Consider the following 17,548-nt stretch of genomic DNA (forward strand, 5'->3'; position numbering starts at 1 on the left):
GAGATTACAGCAAACGTAGTAGTAATGTCTATCAAAAGGCTTTTACATATTAGATAAAAGCATGTAAAATTTCTTTTACATAGCTTAATTGCGGTCTATTTAGCTTGTTTCTTGACTACTCAGGAAAAATATTTCTACCCTCGCCCCACCTGTATTTTCAGAATTTGAAAGTTTAATACCTCCACCATATTTTTCAGCCACAGTTTTTGCAAAAAATAGTCCCATCCCATAATGGGCTTCGCCATTTCTACTTGTGTCATCCATAAAAAACTGCTCTGTGCCATGCAATAATGCTTCTTTTGTAAATCCTGATCCGCTATCCTCCACAATGAATGTCAGCCGGCCATCCTGCTCCTTTGCGTCAATATAAATGATTCCATTTTCTTTTGTATGCTCCACTGCATTCTGAATCATATTCATTACGGCCCGGAACATTGGATCATAAGCAATCGTTACCTTTTTATCACTTTGTCCCGCCTTCCAATCTATTTTCTGGTGATAGATTTCTACCAGTCCGAGTGCCTGTTCCTTTATATCTGCGAAAAAATCTTCTAACCTCACCGTTGTATAGGTAACATCACTGCAATTCCATGATTTTGTGACATCTATCAACTGTTTTACATAACTTTGTATCTGTGTTGTGCCATTCAAAACATAAGTGATATTATTCTTCTGTTCTGTGGTCAGTTCAGTCTCTGAAAGTAGTTCTGCATTTCCCCGTACAATCGTAAGAGGTGTTTTAATATCATGCGCCAAAGCAGACATCTGTTGTTTCTTTTCCTGCTCTGTTTTCCACTGCTTTTCTAAAGATTCTCGCAATGCATCTCGCATATCATCGATTGCCGATAAACAGTCATCAAACTCTTTGATACCGGAACAGGATGTCTCATATTCCAGATTTTGATCCTTTATTTGTCTGATTGCGTCTAATACAGGCTGCATCTGCTTTTTGATTCTTTTTCCAAAACGTATGGACGGAATGATGATAATCGCTACCGCTCCAATCACTGACATAATACTCATCACATTCTGTGGTCCTATAAAATGCTCCCTCAAAAAAGCTGAATGATATTGAGGTGTCAGGCGATATTGCAATACAACATATTCATTTTCCCTTACAATTACTTTATAAAAATATTTCCCGGATGCGTTTCCGTGCTTTGCAACATTCCATGCTATCTGTTCGTATTGTTCTGACAGATCTCCACCTATTTTCTCTCCATTCTCTGAAAAGATTACATAATCACAAAGTGCAGGAATCATCTCAGCAGTTACTTTATCCGCACGTAAAATCGTATCATATGCTTCATTAATCTTTTGCTCTGCATAATTCGCCGGATAGATACAGCCCACACTAATCAAAAGGTACAGCAGCAGCCAAGCAACAATCACCAAACCTACTAATGATCCAAGCATGACCAGTACATATCTCATAAAAATCCAGCTGAGTGCATTGCTTCTCTTTACTCTTCCCATTTATATCCAATCCCCCAGACTGTTTTTATCGGTGTATCATCATAATCCGCAAATTTTGCTCTTATATTTTTGATATGCGTGATAATGGTACTGTCATTACTCTCACTGTCAAAACCAAAGACCTCTTCTAAAATCTGTTCTTTCGAGAAAACCTGTCCCCTGTTTTTAGCCAGGAATTCACAAATTTCGTACTCCGCTTTCGTAAGAGGAAGTTCCTTATCATCAACCAATAGTTTCTTTTGAGACATCTGAATACAGACCCTCCCCAAAACCATCCGGACAGAATGTTCCCTGTGCTCTCTTCTAAGATGTGCATTGATCCTTGCCCGAAGTTCCATCACTCCAAATGGCTTTGAAATATAATCATCTGCTCCTAAAGAAAGTCCGTTCACCAGACTTTTTTCCTCCGTTTTTGCGGTAAGAAACAAAATCGGACAATCCACAAGTGCCCTGATTCTTTTGCATAATTCAAAGCCGTCCATTCTAGGCATCATAATGTCAAGTAAAATCAGGTCATAACGATGTAATTCTTCCATATTAAGTTTCAGCGGATTACTTACTTTGGTAACCAGATGTCCATCCTTATTCAAAATGCTTTCTATCATTTCCAAAATTGCCGGTTCATCATCAACTGCCAGTATTTTTGCCATAGTTTCCCTCGATTCTATTCCGATATTCTGTTTCCTTCCCAGTGGTTTACCCACCAAAAATAGTATACCATACTAATCCCTGTAAATATTAAGCAACCTGGTATGAATGACAACCATTCACCTACACTAGTTTCTCCCAATACAGATTGCAGATAAGTATATGGTACTCTACCCGTCCAGCAGACAAATACATATTTCCACACATAATCTCCAAGTCCGGTAAGCATCAATGCACTAATTAGTCCTGATATAATCCCTGCTCCAATGGATACCCCTTTTCCAAACTGAAAAGCCAGAATCAGCTGCCACAGATAAAGTGGAACACTGCTTCCCCACAGCAGCAATGCTGCAAATATACATCCTTTCATGATTTCGATATCGCTTGATGCGATTCTTCCAAATCCAATTCCGAATATGATTGCTGTCAATAGGATAGAGCACAGACACAAAACCAGTAGCATCAACAGTTTCGATAAAAATGCTGCAGGTTTATCCGGTAAAGACAACAGATTTTGAAAATCACCTGCATTTTGTTCCTGTTCCATCACACTTGCTGTAAAAATTCCAATAAGTACCGGAAGTCCTGCTCCTATTGCCTGATAAAATGCAATCACTTTCATATTTTCATTCCATGGTGAAAAAAAGTAATATATTAAAAATATAACGCTGGTTATAATCGGAATCAGTAAGTGTGCCAGAATCACAGATGTTCCTTTCATCTTTCGCAAGTCTGCATTAAGAGATCTTCCAATCATCTTATTTCACCTCTCTTCTCTCAAACCATTTCAAAAACAGAACCGTTACAAAAACAAACCAGATGATTGAGAGACACATTCCCGGAACAATGACTCCCGTATCCAAAAGAGGATTCCCTGCTTCTGCGGCAAGTCCATTTGGTAAAACATGAAGCAACGGGCACATCATTCGCATAGGGATTGCAGAAACAAGTACATACCAGATTCTGGTTTGTGATATTACCACACCGCTGACGGTAATAAATAGGCAGACGAACAGGTTTACAATCATTCCAAATCGTTCACTTAAAAATAAAGCTACCGGAATCTCCCATAACTCAGAAACCGTCAGAAACAATACTGCAATCAACGCTCCTCCAACTGGAACATGTGTCGTTAGAAGAAAGCCTCCAAGCGTTGCTCCTGCAAACACAATCACATTAGAAAACAAAATCATGTACCCAATATAAATAATTTTCCCCAGCAACAATTTTCTTCTGTCTGTGGGAATAGTCATTAAATGATAGTATTTTATCTTTTTCTCCTGCGCCACAGAAAGATAACAAAATAGAGCAATCATCCCAGGCAGCAAAAGTGTATACCACCAGTTCCAAACACTTTCTGCATAAGCATTTGTCATCCCAAGAGTAAATATAAATGCCATGACAAATGTAAGAAGAGGAAATCCCCAGATAAACTTTTTTCGCATGGTTCTTTTGGCTTTTTGATGTTCTGCTTTTATAATATTAACCATGGATTTCACCTGCTTTCTGGTTTTTTCTTACCACCTTCATAAACAAATCTTCAAGATTATCTCCCTGCTTTAATGCTCCTTCGTATCCTAAGATTCCACCTGAAATAATCCCGACTTTATCTGCAAGTAACTGTACCTCTGAGAGAATATGACTGGAGAGAATTACAGTGATTCCCTGTTCCGGAAAAGACCGGATCAGCTCTCGTAATTCCTCGATGCCTATTGGATCTAATCCATTCGTAGGTTCATCCAATATCAAAAGTTCCGGTTCTCCAAGCAATGCCATTGCAATGCCTAGTCTTTGCTTCATCCCCAAAGAAAACTGTCCTGCTTTCTTCTTTCCGGTGTTTGTAAGTGATACAATCTGCAAGACCTCATCAATTCTGTTTTCATCTGTACCAAGCAATAATTGTCTTACCTTCAAATTCTCTCTGGCGGAAAGATTTTCATAAATAGGCGGATTTTCAATTAACGCTCCTATTTTTGATAAATCTTTCCTATCCAAAAGTTTTCCATCAAAGTAAATCTTTCCTGCAGTTGGTTTCATCATACCGGTCAGCATTTTCAATGTGGTAGATTTACCAGCGCCATTCGGTCCAAGCAGTCCATAAATCTGTCCCTTTTCGATATTAAGTGAAACATTATTTACCGCTTTCTGTTTTCTAAAATATTTACATAGATTTTGTGTCTGTAACATCATTTCCATCTTTACTATCCTTCCTTCTATATTTCATTTCTTACTGAAATATAACCTAACAGAAAAAAATAAAGATTTGATGAAGATTTATTCCCGTATGGAATAAACCATCAATTGAATATCATTATCAGAACTCGGCTTTCCACTGAAATCAGCAAAGCTGTTACAAATACGAAGTCCTAATTTACAGAATATCTCCGTGATTTCATCCAAACTATATAACCTTATAGGATTTCCTTCTTTCATTTCAGGCTTATAAAGTGCTTCTCCATACATATAGTCTACCTGCCCATATATCAGCGTTTTTCTATCCTTCTCCCATTCAAAAGCAGATAATGTAAGTCCCTTTTCTCCTGCATCCCATAACTTGCAAGGGAAATGTGTTTTGGCATAGCTTCCATTCATGATGTCCATAAAGTGCTTTCCACCATTTTTTAATGCTTTCGCAATGACAGAAAAAATCTTATGATTTTCCTCATCGTCTTCAAGATATCCTATTGCTCCATCCGCCATATTCAGCACAACATCATATTCCTTATCAAATGTAATCGTGCGAATGTCCTGACAAATGAACTTTACATTCAAATTTTCTTTTTTTGCCTGCTCGTTTGCATAATCTATGTACGCCGGTGTAATATCAATACCGGTAACATCATACCCACGTCTGGCAAACTCCAGTGAGTGCCGACCAAATCCACATGCAAGATCAAGTATTTTTTCCGTCCCTTTTAACTGTAACTGCTTGATTAGAAAATCTACTTGTCTGTTGGTATCTTCTACCCATGACATATTCTGAATATCCACGTTCCCATTTGCTGACCGTTTTATCTGATACATATAATTTTTCAGCCAAATCCTTTTGAGTTAAATTCTTTTTCTTTCTTAATTCGGTTACAAATAAACCGAATTTTTCATTACTAATTTGATACATACATCCACCTCCTGCACACATATTATAATGGGAGTATGCATAAATCAATCGACTAGCAGTAGAATTGTAATATGCTTCTTCTTTGACCCCTTATAAACACCAAAGCTGAACAAATAGGATTTTTCTTCCTACCTGTTCAGCTCTTTGTTTACCTGTAAATCAATTCATTTAACACAATCTCTTCTGCCATATTACGAATACCATTTACCGCTCTGACCAATTATTGCAAAATTTCTTGTCTAAGTCATCAATTTACTGGCTACACTTTGACTTTGATTGTACTATTCTAAGATCTAGTCAACAAATGTCAAGCATGTATTGACTTATATAACACTTCTTCAAATTCTAGTCATCTGCTTCCCAGTATTCGTTGACTTATATAATAATTCTTTACTTTCCAGTCATCGAATCATCCAACTATTATCCTGGTTTGGACAATAAAACAACCGTCTCCACATGCACGGTGTTCGGGAATTGATCAACTGGCGTGATTTTTTTTAGTTCATATCCGCTTTCTCTTAGGAACTTAACATCTCTTGCCAGTGTGGCGCTGTCGCAGCTAACATATACAACTTTTTCTGGCTGCATGTCTACAATGGTCTGTAGCAATGATTCCTCGCAGCCTTTGCGTGGCGGATCCACAACGATCACATCTGCATGGGCAGTCTCTCCTCCATGACTTTCCTGATATTCACGGTAATATTCCGGCAGAACTTCCTCTGCCTTGCCTACATAGAATTCCGCATTCGTAATATCATTGATCTTCGCATTATTCCTTGCATCGTCAATGGCCTGCGGTACGATTTCCACCCCATATACCTGCTTTGCATTCTGAGCAAGGAACAGGGAAATGGTTCCGATTCCACAGTAGAGATCCCACACCGTCTCATTTCCATTTAAATCTGCATAGTCCAGTGCCAGTCCGTATAACTTCTCTGTCTGGACCGGATTCACCTGGTAAAATGACAGAGGGGAAATCTGATACTTTACATTTCCAATATAATCCGTGATGTACGTCTGCCCCCAGAGCAGTTTTATTTCATTTCCCATGATGACATTAGTTTTTGCCTTGTTCACACTGATTGTGATGCTTGTCATTCCTGAGATTTCACATAATTTATCCACAAGTTTTTCTGCGTGTGGCAGTTTTTCCCCATTCATCACAAGACAAACCATGATTTCATCAGTTTTGAATCCATAACGGATCAACACATGACGCACCAGCCCCTTATGCTTCTCCTCGTCGTATGCAGAAATGTGATTATTCTCCATAAAATGCAGAATAATCTCGAGAATTTTCTGATTGACCGCTACACCCAGTGTACAGTCTGTATTCGGAATGATGCTGTGTGTTCTTCCTGCGTAAAATCCAGTGATAATGTGTCCTTCTTTGTCTGTTCCAATTGGGAACTGCGCTTTATTTCGATAATGAAATGGCTCTTCCATGCCAACAATAGGCTGCATAACTTTGTCAAGAAGTTCTGTCGGGACTTCTCCGATTCGTTCCAGATTACCACGGACTTTTCCTTCTTTAAATGAAAGCTGGGCTCCATACTTCATCTCCTGAATCTGGCAGCCACCACATCTTCTCGCCATCGGACACGCTGGCTTTTCTACACGATTTTCAGACGGCGTAACAATATTCATAAGTCTTGCATAACCGTAGTTCTTCTTTGCCTTCACAATCTTGGCTTCAACCACATCACCGATAATCGCATCTTTTATAAATAAAGTATACCCATCTACTTTACCAATGCCTTCTCCCCCGACACCAATATCTTCAATTGCCACTGTAACCAAATCATTTTTCTGCATATTCATACCTCATAATAAGAATTGGGGCACCCCTTTTTACAAAAAGGGACACCCTTAATCACTGGTGGGGACGTAGTATTTTTACGTTTTGCTACGTCCCCATTACATTACTATATTGTTGTTTTTCTTAAGTTTGACTCGAACAATCTGTTATATCCAAGCCACTCTCCGGCTTTTTTGTCTTTGAATATTTCTTTTAATGTCTGCATCTTGGCGTCTGCGTTGTCGGCAAGATTTAGTGCCATGGCTTCTGCCAGTGCCGGTTTTTTCGGGGAACCGTATTCTAACTCTCCGTGGTGTGCCACGATGCAGTGTTTCAGCTCACTTGCAAGCTGTTTTGGGAATTCTGGAATCTCGCGGATTGCATCATCGATCATCTCGATTCCGATAATGATATGACCAAGAAGCTGTCCATCGTCTGTGTAATCATTTTCCGGGAATGGTGACAACTCAATTGTCTTTCCGATATCGTGGCACATAGCTGCTGTGTAAAGCAGGTCTTTGTTGAGAATATCATACTGTCCAACCATATACTCGCAGAATTTCACAACACTCAATGTGTGCTCCAAGAGTCCTCCGGCAAATCCGTGGTGTACACTCTTTGCTGCGGAATGTCCTTTGAATGTGCGAATGAATTTCTCGTCTTTTTCAAAATAATACTCAATCACTCCACGCAGATACGGATTGCTGATCTGTCTTCCGTAGGAAAGCAGTTCTTCGTACATCCCATCTACGCTTTTTTCTGTCGAAGGCATATAATCTGCAGGTATGTATTCGCCTTCCTGTGCTTTTCTGATCTGGCGGATGTTCAATTGAAGATTGTTATTATAACTGATGACATCTCCGAATACTTCAATGAAATCTTTCTCATCATAATCAGCAATTCCATTGGAATTCGGATCCCAGACTTTTCCGTCCAGAGTTCCTGTCTTATCCTGAAGTATCAGATTGTCATACGGCTTTCCATTCCGAGTCTCTGCGGATCTCTTTCCTTTACATAAATATATATTTCGAATTGTTTCTCCTTCTACAAGAGTATCAATATATCTCATAATTCGTGCCTTTCTTTTCTTAATTTTATATCAGTCAGCTTCCGCTGGCATCTGTTCACTATTTTCTGTTATTGTTGCAACACACCATCATAGTTTCGCATAGTATTCCTTACTGTTTATACCCAACTGTGACTCCAAAGTCAATATCCACATATTCTCCTCCGGTTCCCTGACGTTTTCCACGAACAAGAATTTTATCTCCCTCATTTTGCTTCATAAGCGTATTATGATAACCAAGAAGATTGATGATATCTGTATCTGCAATATTGGTAATGATATCACCACTCTGAATTCCTGCTGCCATAGCCGGAGATCCTGCATCGACTTCTTTCACATAAACACCTTGTGGAATTCCCTGTCCCTGCATCTCGCTGCTTACCTCTACACCGGACACTCCAAGATATGGTACATTTTTCCCATTAGAAAGTAATTCTATCACATCTTTGATATCAGAAATTCCATATCCGGAAATCTTATTTGTCTGATCGTCTGTTCTGACAGAAGTGTTGATAATTCCAATCACCTCTCCACGGATATTCACAAGAACTCCGCTTCCGGAAATATCTCCTGCCACATCCGTATAAATGGTCTGATACTGTCCATCTGCCTTATCCAGATAATTTTCGCCAGACTCGATCACACCATATCCGGCAATCGTATCACGGCCATACAATTTCCCGACAGCAATAACTGTATCGCCTTCGGACACAACTTTTGAGCCGCCAAGTGTCGCGGTCTCAATCTGTGCCCATACATCATCCGCAATATTCTTTCTCTGAACTGCATAAACACACAGTCCCAGCCCTGCATCCCGGCTCTTCAGGATGGCATCGCACTGACTGTCTCCGGAAAATGTAACACGGATGATCTTCGCGTCTTTTACCGGAAGCTCTCCTGCGAGAATCAGAAGTTCCTGACCATTATCTGCCACGATCATTCCGGAAATACTCTTTTCCTTATCTTCCTGATCTTTCGAAAATTCCTCTTCTGTAACAGCGCCCTGAATCTCTACAACACTTTTTCTCACTTCTCCTGACACCTGCTTCAGATTATTCAGCATTTCCTGATAGGTTTCTGTTGTCAGAACGGTTTTTTGTTCCTGGCCTTGTTCCTCTTCCTGCTGTGTCTGATTTTCTTCCTGCTGTTCGTCCTGTGGAATTGTTACTTCCGTCGGATCTTCTTCAAATCTCTTCTCCACCCACGGTTTGCACGCAAAAAAAGTAAAGCAGGCCACCAGTCCGAATATTAATCCTAACTGAATCCTTCTAAGGACGTCGTGTTTCCACTTCGCCTGATCTCCTGCCTCATCTTTAATGATTTCCTGTAAAAAAGAATACTCCTCTTCTTCCGAGTTCTGCTTTTGCTCTAATGGTTCTTTCTCATCTTTCATGCGTACACGCAGGCTCCTTTACAAACCTTATATTCAACAAAGAAGATATTTACAGTATACCTTATCCCTCTGCCTTCGGCAACGAGAAAATGAACTCGGTACCGACACCTTCTGTACTGACTACATTAATATTTTCACCGTGAGCCTGTATCGCCTCTTTGACAATTGCAAGCCCAAGGCCGGTTCCTTTTTTATCTTTTCCACGGGACAGATCGGATTTATAAAATCTCTCCCAGATCTTATTCAGTGCATTTCTCGGAATTCCAATTCCATAATCTTTGACCGACGTGTAGATCTTATCCCCACGTTCGGTCGTTTCAATCGTAATGATTGAATCCTGGTCACTGAATTTGATCGCATTATCAAGCAAATTGTAGAGCACTTGCTGAATCTTTCGCTTATCTGCTACTACTTTCAAATGCTTTCTGGCAAAGACCAGCTCAATAGAAATCTTTTTCTGCGTGCAACGTCCCTCAAAGGAGGCTGCCACATTTTTAATCATTTCATGAATGTCAAATGGAACTTTATCCAGTAATAAATTCTTCGTATCGAATTCATTCAACGTAAGGAGATCCTTGGTCAGATCGGTCAGCCTCTCTGTCTCAAATAAAATGATATTCAGATATTTCCCCTGCATTTCCGGCGGGATTGTCCCATCTGCAATTGCCTCTACATACCCTTTGATCGATGTTAAAGGAGAGCGGAAATCATGTGACACATTTGCCACAAATTTCTTCTGATAATCCTCCATATCCCGAAGCTTGGAAGACATAAAGTTCAGCGATGCTGACAGATAACCAATCTCATCTTCTGTGTTCACAGGAATCTCATAGTCCAGATTACCGGACGCATATTGTTTCGCTGCCTCGGTTATCTTGCAGAGCGGTCTGTACACGATAAACTGAATTCCAAGCAAAATGGAAAATGACAACAGATAGATGACTGCAAGTGTGATATACGCTGCATTCATTAATGTAATCTGTAATTGTCCAATCTGAGTCATGCTTTTGTGTATCAGCAGATACCCTTGTGTGGAATATCCATGTACAACCGGTGCAATGACTGTGATCATATCTTCTTTAAAATAATCGTGATATGTTCCGACTTCATACTTTGCGCTGCCAATTTCTGCCGGGTTAAAATCTTCAATCGCAGTCGGTGCTGTCGGATATCCGTCGGAATGTGCGGAAGTGATCATATTACCTTCCCGGTCTACGAACCAGACTGCCCCGTCCAGATGCGCTTCCATTCCAACAAGTTGTGTATGGACAGCACTTTCATCAATCTGTTCAAGGAAATAACGTGGCAGATACTCATTTGCCACCAGGTTCGCTTCCTGATAAACACCCGCAGCCAGATCCCGTTCAAGAGGTTCTTCTGTCAATGTTCTTGTAAGCGTTGCTACTGTGAACAAACTCATGAACCCGAAAATCATATATATGATGATAAATTTTAAATACAATGTACTTTTCATACAATGCCTCTTCTATGTGGTTTCCTGATCTGTTACTTTACTTCAAACTTGTATCCAATGCCCCATACGGTGGCAAGTTTCCAGCCATTATGATCTTTGATCTTCTCGCGCAAACGCTTAATATGCACATCAACCGTACGGGTATCTCCAATATACTCATATCCCCAGATTTGATCCAAAAGCTGCTCTCTTGTAAACACCTGATTTGGCGAAGATGCCAGGAAGTAAAGAAGCTCCAGCTCTTTCGGCGGCATCTCTACATTCTTCCCATCGACCAGAACAGAATAATTCGTCAGATTGATCTCGATTCCCGGGTATTCCACACATTTTCCCTTATCTACTGCAGGAACCTCTGGTTTCGGCACTGCCTGATAACGGCGGAGTACTGCTTTTACGCGCGCCACAAGCTCTTTTGAATCAAATGGCTTCATAATATAGTCATCGGCTCCAAGCTCCAGACCAAGCACCTTATCAAAAACCTCCCCTTTTGCGGAAAGCATGATAATCGGTGTATTTGCCCGCGCACGGATCTCGCGGCAGACCTGATACCCGTCAATACCCGGAAGCATCAAATCTAAAAGTACCAGATTCGGGTGATAGGTGTCGAATGCTACAAGTGCCTTCTCCCCGTCATGAACCATCATCGTGTCAAAACATTCTTTTGCAAGATACAAAGATACAAGCTCTGCAATTGCCTCATCGTCATCCACGATCAAAATTTTCTGTTTATTAACCATTATTTATTCTCCCTGATTTTTGCATTATTTTAATTCTATAATCGTCACTCCGGCATCTCCTTCGCCAAATGCTCCTAATCTGTAAGATTTCACATGCTTCTGACGTTTCAGATATTGGTGGATGCCCGCTCTTAAAGCTCCGGTTCCTTTTCCGTGTACCACGCGCACACTTGTCAAATGTGCCAGAGACGCATCGTCCAAATATTTATCCAGCTCTGCGACCGCCTCGTCAACGGTCTTTCCAAGCAGATTGATTTCCGGGCTTACGGACAAAGATTTGCCCATCTTCACCTTACCCTTGCTTGTTCTTGAGGCAGTCTTTTTCAGATATGCCGGCTTCTCATCAACAATCTCCAGATCAGAAATGTGTACTTTTGAGCTAAGAATTCCCATCTGAACCATAAGGTTGCCTTTTGTATCTGGCAGTGAATGCACTGTTCCGGTCAGATTCATGCTCAGAACTTTAACTGTCTCGCCTAATTTAAAATCAGATGGCTTATACTGCTTCTTCGGCTTCTTCACTTCCTCTGTCATGCCCTCGCGTGTCTTCTCCATCTTCTTTCTCAGGCGCTCACGCTCTTTTTCCATCTCCGTTGCCGAAACATTGGCCTTTCCAAACTTATGAAAGTTACGCATTGTCTCATCTGCTGTCTCTTTGGCATCTGCCAGAATCGCATGTGCTTTTTCATTTGCTTCTCGTAAAATGCGGTCACGCTGTTCTTCCAGCTTTTCTTTCTTCTGCGCCGTCTCCTGCTTCAGAGCCTCCAGCTCACGGCGGTAAGCCGCAATCTCTTCCTGTTCTTTCGCGATGGTTCGTCTGCTGCTCTCCAAATCTGTCAGCAAGTCCTCAAAAGATTCGTCCTGCTCTGTCAAATGTGCCTTTGCTTCCTCGATAATATAGTCCGGAAGTCCCAGTTTTCCTGCAATTGCAAATGCATTACTCTTTCCTGGGATTCCAAGAAGCAGTCGATACGTCGGGCGAAGTGTCTCCACGTCGAACTCACAGCTCGCATTTTCTACCCCTGGTGTGGACAAGGCATAAACCTTTAATTCACTGTAATGCGTAGTCGCCATAGTACGGATTCCCTGACAATGCAAATGATTCAATATTGCTGTTGCCAGTGCCGCACCCTCAGTCGGGTCAGTTCCAGCTCCAAGCTCGTCAAAAAGCACAAGTGAATCTTCATCCACCTGCTTGATAAATGACACTACATTTGTCATATGTGATGAGAATGTACTTAAGTTCTGTTCAATACTCTGCTCATCACCGATATCTGCATAAACTTCACGGAATACACCCAGTTCAGAACGATCCAGTGCCGGAATGTGAAGACCTGCCTGTCCCATGAGCTGGAATAATCCAACTGTCTTAAGTGACACAGTCTTACCACCGGTGTTCGGTCCTGTCACAATCAGAAGATCAAAATCCCCGCCCAGTGTCAGACTGATCGGAACGACTTTCTTCTTATCTAATAACGGATGTCTTCCCTCCCGGATACGGATCCTTCTCTCCTGGTTGAACATCGGTTTGCTGGCATTCATATCCAATGCAAGAGCTCCTCTTGCAAATATAAAATCAAGCTCTGTCAATGTTGCATAGTCCGTACGGATTTCAGAAACATATTCTGCTGCGTCTGCACTCAACCTGGCAAGAATGACCTGAATTTCTTCCTGTTCCTTTCCATATAATTCTTTCAGATCATTATTCAGCTTTACAACTGCCATCGGCTCGATAAATAAAGTAGAACCTGTTGATGACTGGTCATGGATCATTCCCGGGACCTGACCACGGTATTCGGCCTTGACCGGGATACAGTAACGATCCCCACGCATCGTAATAATCGGATCCTGCAAATATGTGCGGAGTGAACCATTCACCATGGAAGACAATGTTGCATGAACCTTATCATTAATCTGCCCCATAGCACGACGGATTCTCTTAAGCTCCGGACTTGCATCATCACTAATCTCATCTTCTGCCGGAATACATCTGCGGATTTCCGTGGACAAAATAGATACAGGAACAAGCTGTTCAAAGTATCCGTCCAATATATCCTGCATATCATCTGCATTGTCATGGCGCCCGTAATTCTTCACATGTCCTGCTGTCTCCAGAACCTTACATATGCGAAGCAACTCCCCACTTCCAAGTGTTCCTCCGATTTCCAGACGCATCATAGATTCACTTACCGGACTACAGCCTCCAAAAGATGGACGTCCTTTCTTTACGATCCGTGTAAATGCTGCGGCCGTTTCTTCCTGCATTCTCTCAATTTCAGAGATTTCCGTCTTTGGTTTTAATTTTCTGCAACGCTCCTGGCCTCCAAAAGAACCTGCGTGCTCTGTCAGTTTTTCAATTATTTTATTGTATTCTAATTTGTATAAAGATTTCTTATTCATCATATTCACCTAGCATTTATTTTACCCTATTTGTGTCCCATTGAAAAGAGCAAAGCGCAAAAGAAAATCCCTGCAAATGAAACTCATCTGCAAGGATTTCCCTGTCTATTCACACATTTATTCACACATAAGATTATTTTACATCATATGACTTAAATCTAAGTCATACATTTTCCAGACTAGCACCCGCCACAGCCGCCACAGCCACTCTGACTATTACTATTCTTTGGATTATGACAGGAGTGTGGACAATTGGCACACCCACAATCACATCCGACAAATGTACCACTTCTCTTCTTCTTTTGTATCATGCCTCTTATAATCCATGCTACAATCGCAATTATTACAAGCGCTACAATCATTGTAGATAAAATACTTGTCTGTGCTGCCAATGCCATCATAAAATCCCCTTCTTTCTGCTTATTTATGTTATGTCTCAAGGTCATTTCTTCACCTTTGTGCAAGCACAGGTGAAGAAAGACTTTTCGACATTATAATCATTATTTTGATGCTGCTTTTACACTTGAAACGGTTTTAGCCTTAAGTGATGTACTCTCTTTGTAAGGACGGAGCAGCATGTAAAGGAAACCGATCAGAATTACGATTGCAGCTACTGTTCCGATACCGAATCCGCCACCTGTGAAGAGTGTACCAAACTGGAAGATGCAAAGAGATACGAGGTAAGCAAGTAAGCACTGATATCCGATTGCGAACCAGAACCATTTTGCGTTGTTCATCTCTCTCTTAATAGCTCCCATTGCTGCGAAGCAAGGTGCACACAGAAGATTGAATACGAGGAATGAGTAAGCTGCGATCTGTGACATGCTGTTTGCAAGTGTTCCCCAGATTTCCTGTCCGTCTTCTGCAACTTCTGCAAATCCGAAGAGCTGTCCGAATGTACCTACAACATTTTCTTTTGCTACCAGTCCTGTGATTGCAGCAACTGCCATCTTCCAGTTTCCCCATCCAAGAGGTGCGAAGATCCATGCAATCAAGTTACCGATCTTAGCAAGGACACACTCTGCCTGAGCTGCCTCCATGGCTGCTCCCTCAAGTCCATCGAAGTTCAGCATTCCGAATCCAGCATCTGTCCAGCCGAAGTTCAATAAGAACCAAACAACGATTGTTGATAATGTAATAATTGTACCAGCTTTTTTGATAAATGACCAGCCGCGTTCCCACATACTTCTAAGAACGTTGCCAACTGTCGGCATATGGTATGCAGGAAGCTCCATTACAAATGGCGCCGGATCTCCTGCGAACATCTTTGTTTTTTTCAGGATGATACCAGAGCAGATGATTGCTGCGATACCAACAAAGTAAGCACTTGGTGCTACCCATGAAGCACCATCGAAAAGTGCTCCGGCGATCAGGGCGATAACTGGAAGTTTCGCTCCGCAAGGGATAAATGTTGTTGTCATAACAGTCATCTTACGGTCACGGTCATTCTCGATCGTACGGGAAGCCATAACTCCAGGAACTCCACAACCTGTTCCGATCAGCATCGGGATAAATGATTTTCCGGAAAGTCCGAACTTACGGAAAATACGGTCCATGATGAATGCGATACGTGCCATGTATCCGCAAGACTCAAGGAATGCAAGGAAAAGAAATAATACAAGCATCTGAGGTACGAATCCAAGTACAGCACCAACTCCGGAGATAACTCCGTCTACGATCAGACCTGTTAACCAGTCCGCACATCCGATTCCTTCAAAGAAGCTCTGAGCTGCCGGAATAATCCACTCACCAAACAATGTATCATTTGTCCAGTCTGTCAATATGGAACCTACTGTTGTTACAGACACATAATATACAAGCCACATAACTGCTGCAAAGATTGGAAGTGCAAGCCATCTGTTTGTTACGATACGGTCAATCTTATCAGATGTTGTCAGTTCCTGTGTTTTATTCTTCTTTAAGCAGTCTCCGATAATAGAACCAATGAAACTGTATCTCTCATTTGTGATGATACTCTCTGCATCGTCATCCATCTCTTTCTCTGCACGAGCAATGATATCTTCAACGTCCGGTGCATTTTTCATAGCGTCTTTGATCTTATCGTCACGCTCAAATAATTTGATCGCGTAAAATCTTTTCTGCTCTTCCGGAATTTCATATCCAAGTCTGCCTTCAATCTCATTCAGGTAGTTCTCAACTTCCGGTGCGAACTCATGCACAGATTCCTGTCCGGCTTTCTGTCCGGCGTGCTTTACTGCTCTTGAAGCTGCATCTTTGATTCCATCACCTTTCAGAGCAGAAATTGTTACAACTTCGCAGCCAAGTTTCTCAGCAAGTTTCTTTGTGTTGATCTCATCACCATTCTTGCGTACAATATCCATCATGTTAATTGCCATAACAACCGGGATACCAAGCTCAAGTAACTGAGTTGTAAGGTATAAGTTACGCTCCAGGTTTGTTCCGTCTACGATATTCAGGATTGCATCCGGACGCTCTGTGATCAGATAATTTCTGGCTACAACTTCCTCCAATGTATATGGTGATAAAGAATAGATACCTGGAAGGTCCATAATTACAACTTCTTTGTCTTCCTTCCATTTTCCTTCTTTTTTCTCAACAGTAACTCCAGGCCAGTTACCAACGAACTGATTGGAACCTGTCAAAGCATTGAAAAGTGTTGTCTTACCACTATTCGGGTTTCCGGCAAGTGCTATCTTCACTCCCATTTTTTTACATCCTCCTGTTTTACTCTCTAATTGGTTATTTAACTTCGATCATCTCTGCGTCTGCTTTTCTCAGAGACAATTCATATCCACGTACAGTAACTTCCACCGGATCACCAAGTGGTGCTACTTTACGGACATAAATGCTGGTTCCTTTTGTGATTCCCATATCCATAATTCTTCTTTTTGTAGCTCCCTCTCCATGAAGCTTTACTACGGATACTGTCTGATCAACTTTCACATCTCTTAAAGTCATTCTCCCGTTCCTCCTAGACCATTATTTTATTAGCAATTCCTTTGCTGACTGCAACTCGTGATTCTTTGATCTGGGCAATTATGTTACCCTCGTTACTGGAAATAACTTTCACCTCACTTCCAGCTACGAATCCGAGATTCTCCAGGAATCTTTTTGTTTCTTCATTTCCGCCTACCCGGACGATAGATGCACTTTCGCCTGGATTTAACATCGTTAACGGCATCATAATCCACTCCTTCTTCTCGCTAAATTCTCACAACCATCTCTTTATGGATCAGTTCCATATCTTCCAACAGTTGCACAGTACGATACACAGTTGCAATTCCGACTTTGTCGTCCTGCTTCTTTGCTGCATAATAAATCTCCTTACAAGAGGAGTATTCATTATTCAATATAATGTGTAAAAGAAGCTTTCTCTGTTCGGTAATCCGATAGCCAGCTTTCTTTAATTGATTTAATACTTCTTGAAATCTCTCTTCTTGGCTCATATATATATTA

17 protein-coding genes and 1 pseudogene are annotated in these 17,548 nt (G+C 41.2%); all 18 read right to left on the bottom strand.

From position 1 onward, the window contains the following. Positions 1-99: 99 nt before the first annotated feature. The gene (locus tag C7E02_RS12430; RefSeq protein ID WP_105309705.1) at positions 100-1,476 is read right to left on the bottom strand and encodes a sensor histidine kinase; all 1,377 of its coding nucleotides are present in this window, start codon (positions 1,474-1,476) and stop codon (positions 100-102) included. Then, positions 1,464-2,126 (bottom strand): response regulator transcription factor, encoded by a 663-nt coding sequence (locus tag C7E02_RS12435; RefSeq protein ID WP_105309706.1) that lies wholly within the window; start codon positions 2,124-2,126, stop codon positions 1,464-1,466. Before C7E02_RS12435 ends, C7E02_RS12430 begins: the two co-directional genes overlap by 13 nt. Before the next feature lie 14 nt (positions 2,127-2,140). After that, positions 2,141-2,881: a lantibiotic immunity ABC transporter MutG family permease subunit gene (locus C7E02_RS12440; RefSeq protein ID WP_005330844.1), complete on the bottom strand. Its 741-nt coding sequence runs from the start codon at positions 2,879-2,881 to the stop codon at positions 2,141-2,143. Position 2,882: 1 nt separating this feature from the next. Then, a complete protein-coding gene (locus C7E02_RS12445; RefSeq protein ID WP_004853398.1) occupies positions 2,883-3,614 on the bottom strand; it encodes a lantibiotic immunity ABC transporter MutE/EpiE family permease subunit in 732 nt (243 codons plus the stop codon). Continuing rightward, a complete protein-coding gene (locus tag C7E02_RS12450) occupies positions 3,607-4,320 on the bottom strand; it encodes a lantibiotic protection ABC transporter ATP-binding protein (protein WP_105309707.1) in 714 nt (237 codons plus the stop codon). The genes C7E02_RS12445 and C7E02_RS12450 overlap by 8 nt, the downstream gene beginning before the upstream one ends. A 78-nt stretch (positions 4,321-4,398) precedes the next feature. Further along, on the bottom strand, positions 4,399-5,100 hold the full coding sequence (locus C7E02_RS12455; protein ID WP_105309708.1) for a class I SAM-dependent methyltransferase: 702 nt from the start codon (positions 5,098-5,100) through the stop codon (positions 4,399-4,401). A 4-nt stretch (positions 5,101-5,104) separates the two neighbouring features. After that, a pseudogene (locus C7E02_RS20485) lies at positions 5,105-5,242 on the bottom strand (helix-turn-helix domain-containing protein); the annotation flags it as partial. 420 nt (positions 5,243-5,662) lie between these two features. Next, positions 5,663-7,057, bottom strand: a complete 1,395-nt coding sequence (gene rlmD, locus C7E02_RS12465) for a 23S rRNA (uracil(1939)-C(5))-methyltransferase RlmD (protein ID WP_105309709.1) — start codon at positions 7,055-7,057, stop codon at positions 5,663-5,665. Positions 7,058-7,167: 110 nt separating this feature from the next. Continuing rightward, complete coding sequence (locus C7E02_RS12470; RefSeq protein ID WP_005338523.1) at positions 7,168-8,109, bottom strand: 3'-5' exoribonuclease YhaM family protein; 942 nt, start codon at positions 8,107-8,109, stop codon at positions 7,168-7,170. A gap of 109 nt (positions 8,110-8,218) precedes the next feature. Further along, entirely contained in the window at positions 8,219-9,499 is a 1,281-nt protein-coding gene (locus tag C7E02_RS12475; protein WP_105309710.1) for a S1C family serine protease, read from the bottom strand. 61 nt (positions 9,500-9,560) lie between these two features. Further along, a complete protein-coding gene (locus C7E02_RS12480) occupies positions 9,561-10,973 on the bottom strand; it encodes a sensor histidine kinase (RefSeq protein ID WP_105309711.1) in 1,413 nt (470 codons plus the stop codon). Positions 10,974-11,005: 32 nt separating this feature from the next. Continuing rightward, complete coding sequence (locus C7E02_RS12485; RefSeq protein WP_105309712.1) at positions 11,006-11,710, bottom strand: response regulator transcription factor; 705 nt, start codon at positions 11,708-11,710, stop codon at positions 11,006-11,008. 24 nt (positions 11,711-11,734) lie between these two features. Beyond that, positions 11,735-14,110, bottom strand: a complete 2,376-nt coding sequence (locus tag C7E02_RS12490) for an endonuclease MutS2 (RefSeq protein WP_105309713.1) — start codon at positions 14,108-14,110, stop codon at positions 11,735-11,737. A 179-nt stretch (positions 14,111-14,289) separates the two neighbouring features. After that, a complete protein-coding gene (locus C7E02_RS12495; protein WP_105309714.1) occupies positions 14,290-14,511 on the bottom strand; it encodes a FeoB-associated Cys-rich membrane protein in 222 nt (73 codons plus the stop codon). A 99-nt stretch (positions 14,512-14,610) separates the two neighbouring features. Next, positions 14,611-16,797, bottom strand: coding sequence for a ferrous iron transport protein B (feoB, locus tag C7E02_RS12500; protein ID WP_105309715.1), 2,187 nt, complete (start codon positions 16,795-16,797; stop codon positions 14,611-14,613). A gap of 34 nt (positions 16,798-16,831) precedes the next feature. Continuing rightward, positions 16,832-17,050, bottom strand: a complete 219-nt coding sequence (locus C7E02_RS12505; RefSeq protein ID WP_005338535.1) for a FeoA family protein — start codon at positions 17,048-17,050, stop codon at positions 16,832-16,834. 13 nt (positions 17,051-17,063) lie between these two features. Next, a complete protein-coding gene (locus tag C7E02_RS12510; protein ID WP_005330360.1) occupies positions 17,064-17,276 on the bottom strand; it encodes a FeoA family protein in 213 nt (70 codons plus the stop codon). Positions 17,277-17,295: 19 nt separating this feature from the next. Beyond that, entirely contained in the window at positions 17,296-17,538 is a 243-nt protein-coding gene (locus tag C7E02_RS12515) for a Fur family transcriptional regulator (protein ID WP_005338537.1), read from the bottom strand. Positions 17,539-17,548 lie beyond the last annotated feature (10 nt).

The sequence above is a fragment of the Dorea sp. Marseille-P4042 genome (genome assembly GCF_900290215.1).
Lineage (GTDB): Bacteria > Bacillota > Clostridia > Lachnospirales > Lachnospiraceae > Dorea > Dorea formicigenerans.